This is a genomic window from Streptomyces bambusae (assembly GCF_019400985.1).
GTDB classification, from domain to species: domain Bacteria; phylum Actinomycetota; class Actinomycetes; order Streptomycetales; family Streptomycetaceae; genus Streptomyces; species Streptomyces bambusae_A.
In genome coordinates this window covers 1-3,387 of sequence record NZ_WTFF01000503.1, presented here as the reverse complement: position 1 = coordinate 3,387, position 3,387 = coordinate 1, and the positions used below count along the sequence as shown (strand labels likewise).

General features: G+C 73.4%; 4 protein-coding genes. 2 read left to right on the top strand and 2 right to left on the bottom strand.

Going from position 1 to position 3,387, the window contains the following annotated elements; all coding sequences use genetic code 11:
• Positions 1-321 precede the first annotated feature (321 nt).
• Both GPJ59_RS34755 and GPJ59_RS34750 read right to left on the bottom strand, forming a co-directional pair.
• Positions 322-1,344 (bottom strand): LacI family DNA-binding transcriptional regulator, encoded by a 1,023-nt coding sequence (locus tag GPJ59_RS34755; protein ID WP_219672029.1) that lies wholly within the window; start codon positions 1,342-1,344, stop codon positions 322-324.
• A 24-nt stretch (positions 1,345-1,368) separates the two neighbouring features.
• Positions 1,369-2,208 carry a response regulator transcription factor gene (locus GPJ59_RS34750; protein WP_258025376.1) on the bottom strand — a complete coding sequence of 280 codons (840 nt, stop codon included), beginning with the start codon at positions 2,206-2,208 and terminating at the stop codon, positions 1,369-1,371.
• A 549-nt stretch (positions 2,209-2,757) separates the two neighbouring features.
• Here GPJ59_RS34750 and GPJ59_RS34745 point away from each other — a divergent pair.
• A complete protein-coding gene (locus tag GPJ59_RS34745) occupies positions 2,758-3,012 on the top strand; it encodes a MoaD/ThiS family protein (RefSeq protein ID WP_219672027.1) in 255 nt (84 codons plus the stop codon).
• Positions 3,013-3,022: 10 nt separating this feature from the next.
• Positions 3,023-3,319: a hypothetical protein gene (locus GPJ59_RS34740; protein WP_219672025.1), complete on the top strand. Its 297-nt coding sequence runs from the start codon at positions 3,023-3,025 to the stop codon at positions 3,317-3,319.
• Positions 3,320-3,387 lie beyond the last annotated feature (68 nt).

Here is a 3,387-nt window from a genome sequence, read left to right as displayed (position 1 = left end):
GGCCGGTGCGCCTCGTGCCAGCCGGGGGCGGCGGGGGCGGCCGGCGGATGGGCCGGGGGCGGCGGGTAGGCCCCTGCCGGCGCGTCGGCGCCCGGGCCGAACGACGCATAGGGGGTCGGGCGGTTCTCCTGGGGCTCGCCTGCGCGGCGGTGGCTCTCGGTCATGGTCACGACTCTGTCCGTCGTACATGAGAGCTTCCTGAGCGCCGGCTGAGAAGCCCGACAGAACCGCGTATGCCCGATATAAAGCCCGCTGCGTAAGCCCGTCGCTGCGTAAGCCCGCTGCTGTGAAGCCCGCTGCTGTGAAGCCTGCGGCAGATCGTTACGAGCAGCCGCAGGAGCGGCGGATCACCAGCGCCGACGGGAACTGCTTCAGGCGCTCGCGGCGCGACCCGGCGACGCGCAGCGCGTCGTCCAGCACCAGGTCCACCGCGGCCCGGGCCATCGCCGGCCGGTCCGAGGCGATCGTGGTCAGCGGCGGGTCGGTGAGGGCCGCTTCCTTGACGTCGTCGAAGCCGGCGACCGCCAGCTCGCCCGGCACGTCGATGCGCAGCTCGCGGGCAGCGCGCAGGACACCGATCGCCTGGTCGTCGGTGGCGCAGAAGACCGCCGTGGGGCGGTCGGGGCGGGCCAGCACCTCCAGGGCGACCCGGTACGCGTCGTAGCGGTTGTAGGGGGCCTCGATCAGCCGGCCCTCGATCGAGCGGCCGGCCTCCAGCATCGCGCGCCGCCAGCCCTCGACGTGGTCGGCGACCGGGTCGCCGACGGACGGGGTGTTCTCGATGCCGCCGATGCAGGCCACGTACGCGTGCCCGTGCTCCAGCAGGTGGCGGGTGGCGAGCTGGGCGCCCCCGATGTCGTCGGTCACCACCGCGACGTCGTCGATGGCCTCGGGCCGCTCGTGCAGCAGCACCACGCGGGCGTCCCACGCCTCGATCTCGCTCGCGGCGCGCTCGCTCATGCCCTGGCTGACCAGGATCAGGCCGGAGACCCGCATGCCGAGGAAGGCCCGCAGGTAGTGGACCTCGCGCTCGTCCCGGTAGTCGGAGTTGCCGACCAGGACCATCTTCCCGCGCTCGGCGGCGGCCTGCTCGACCGCGTGCGCCATCTCCGCGAAGAAGGGCTGGCGGGCGTCCGGGACGATCATGCCTATGAGGTCCGTACGCCGCGACGCCATCGCCTGCGCCACTCTGTCGGGCCGGTAGCCCAGCTCCTTGATCGCGCCCAGGACGCGCTCGCGGGTGGCCGGAGCGACCGGCCGGGGTCCGTTGTTGATGACGTAGCTCACGACGGCGGTGGAGGTCCCCGCCAGTCGTGCCACATCGTCCCGCGTCACTTTGGCCACGGGCTGGAGTCTACGCGGGGTGACCTACCTCTGGGCAGGTCGTCCTGCGGTTTGGACGCCGACGGCGGGTTCCGCCATCCGGGTGACGCCACCGCGCGCCTCCGGACCGTCCCCTGCGCCGGCTCCTGCGCCGGCTCCTGCGCCCGCCTCGGCGGCCGCCTTCGTACGGGCCTCCTCGGCGGCCCGCTCGACCTTCTCGGGCGCGACGAAGCGGTAGCCGACGTTCCGTACGGTGCCGATCAGCGACTCGTGCTCGGGGCCGAGCTTGGCCCGCAGCCGCCGCACGTGGACGTCGACGGTCCGGGTGCCGCCGAAGTAGTCGTAGCCCCACACCTCCTGGAGCAGCTGGGCGCGGGTGAAGACCCGGCCCGGGTGCTGCGCGAGGTACTTGAGCAGCTCGAACTCCTTGAAGGTCAGGTCCAGGACCCGTCCCTTCAGCTTGGCCGAGTACGTCGCCTCGTCCACGGACAGGTCGCCGTTGCGGATCTCCATCGGGGAGTCGTCGGCGCCGAGCTGCTGGCGGCCGGTCGCCAGCCGCAGCCGCGCCTCGACCTCGGCGGGGCCGGCGGTGTCGAGCAGGACGTCGTCGATGCCCCAGTCGGCGGTGACGGCGGCCAGGCCGCCCTCCGTGACCACGAGGATCAGCGGGCAGCCGGGCCCGGTGGACCGCAGCAGCTGGCACAGCGACCGCACCTGGGGGAGGTCGCGGCGCCCGTCGACGAGGATGACGTCGGCACCCGGGGTGTCCACGAGGGCCGGGCCCTCGGCGGGGGCCACGCGGACGTTGTGGAGCAGCAGGCCGAGGGCGGGCAGCACCTCGGTGGACGGCTGCAGGGCGTTGGTCAGCAACAGCAGGGAACTCATCGCCGCGGCCCCCCTGCCGGAGCGGTCGGACGGTCGTGCACGGTTCGCTGGCCCATCACGTCGGTTCCTCCTCGGTCCCGTCCCGGGCGGCCGGTGGATCTCGCGGCACTGCTTCGTACGTGGTCCGGTCCGGCGCCCGCGCCCTGGGGCCGAACCGGTTCTGCGGTCTTGCTCGCGCTCGTTCGCGTGTTCTTCTTCGCGCTCCGTGTGCGGTTCTGCGTGTGCTGCTCTTCGCGCGCTGTTCAACGCGCTGAAAGCACAAAAGGACCCGGGGGCAACGTTGCCCGGATCCTCTTCGCTACCAGGGTAGCCCACCGGCCTTCGGCGGGCCGAGGGATCGGGGCGCTCCACTTCTGTGGTTCCCGCCACGCCCGGCACCCTCTTATCCACCGGTTTCACCGTATCGGTGGACCCGGGCCGGGCCGGTCGGGCGCACGGGGGGCGCGCCGGGGCACACGGGGGTCGGGGCCCCGAGGGGTCATCATGGAGGCCGACGGTACGTGCCGTACCGGTACGTGCCGCCGTACGCGGCCGACGATTGGAGCTGTAGTGGCAACCGGAACCATCCGCTACTGGGCGGCGGCCAAGGCCGCGGCCGGTGCGGCGGAGGAGCCGTACCAGGCGGTGACCCTGGCCGAGGCGCTCGACGCCGTGCGCGCGGCGCATCCGGGGGAGCTCAGCCGGGTGCTCCAGCGGTGCTCCTTCCTGGTGGACGAGCAGCCGGTGGGCACGCGCCCGCACGACTCCGTACAGCTGACCGAGGGCGGCACCGTCGAGGTCCTCCCGCCGTTCGCGGGCGGGTGAGCGGGCCGCGATGAGTACGACCGACGACTACGAGTACGGGCCCGGCCAAGGCGTGAACGGTCAGGGCGCGAACGGGCCCGGCCAGGGCGCGAGCGGGCCCGGCGCGAGCGGTCAGGGCCGCGACGCCCAGGCCCCGCAGCTGGCCGAGGACCCGTACAGCACCCAGACCTGGCAGTCGGCCACCTGGGACACGACGTACCAGCCGGCGCTGCGGCCGGACACGACGCCTGCCGGCGGCCAGGCCCAAGGCCCGGGCGCGGGCCGTGCCGCGGGCGCCCCGGGCCCTGTCCCTTACACTCCCCTGTAGACGCCTCCGCGCTCTCGCGTGGACATGATAGGTGTGGCTGGCGGTTGTAGAAGACGGCTATCGACGTA

Excerpts from the sequence above, each read along its gene's own strand:
- GPJ59_RS34740 (WP_219672025.1), top strand. The coding sequence starts at position 3,023 with ATGAGTACGACCGACGACTACGAGTACGGGCCCGGCCAAGGCGTGAAC.
- GPJ59_RS34750 (WP_258025376.1), bottom strand. The coding sequence starts at position 2,208 with ATGAGTTCCCTGCTGTTGCTGACCAACGCCCTGCAGCCGTCCACCGAG.